The 319-nt window shown below is 62.1% G+C and carries 1 protein-coding gene; it reads left to right on the top strand.

Annotated features, from left to right (window positions below):
* The coding region (locus tag ASU23_RS19920) for a condensation domain-containing protein (RefSeq protein WP_156423183.1) at nt 1–319 on the top strand (319 nt) is incomplete at both ends.

The raw sequence follows: 319 nt of genomic DNA, 5'->3' as shown, positions 1-319 counted from the left end.
GTTGGCTGCTCGGGTGGAGTCGGAGGTTGGTTCGGGTGCGCGGGCGGCGTTGACTGCTCGGGTGCGTCCGGAGCGGGTGCCGTTGTCGTTGGCGCAGCAGCGGATGTGGTTCTTGAACCGTTTCGATACGTTGTCGTCGGCGAACAATATTCCGGTGGCGATTCGGTTGTCGGGGTTGTTGGATGTGGAGGCTCTGCAGGCTGCGGTGTCGGATGTTGTTGTGCGGCATGAGATTTTGCGGACGGTGTATCCGGAGGTCGACGGTGTCGGGTTCCAGGAGGTGTTGTCTGCGGATCGGGTGCGGTTGGATTTGTCGCCG

This window comes from Rhodococcus sp. KB6 (genome assembly GCF_001445685.1).
GTDB lineage: Bacteria > Actinomycetota > Actinomycetes > Mycobacteriales > Mycobacteriaceae > Rhodococcus_F > Rhodococcus_F qingshengii.
Note: the sequence above shows the minus strand (reverse complement) of the source record. Positions and strands in the feature narration are given on the sequence as shown.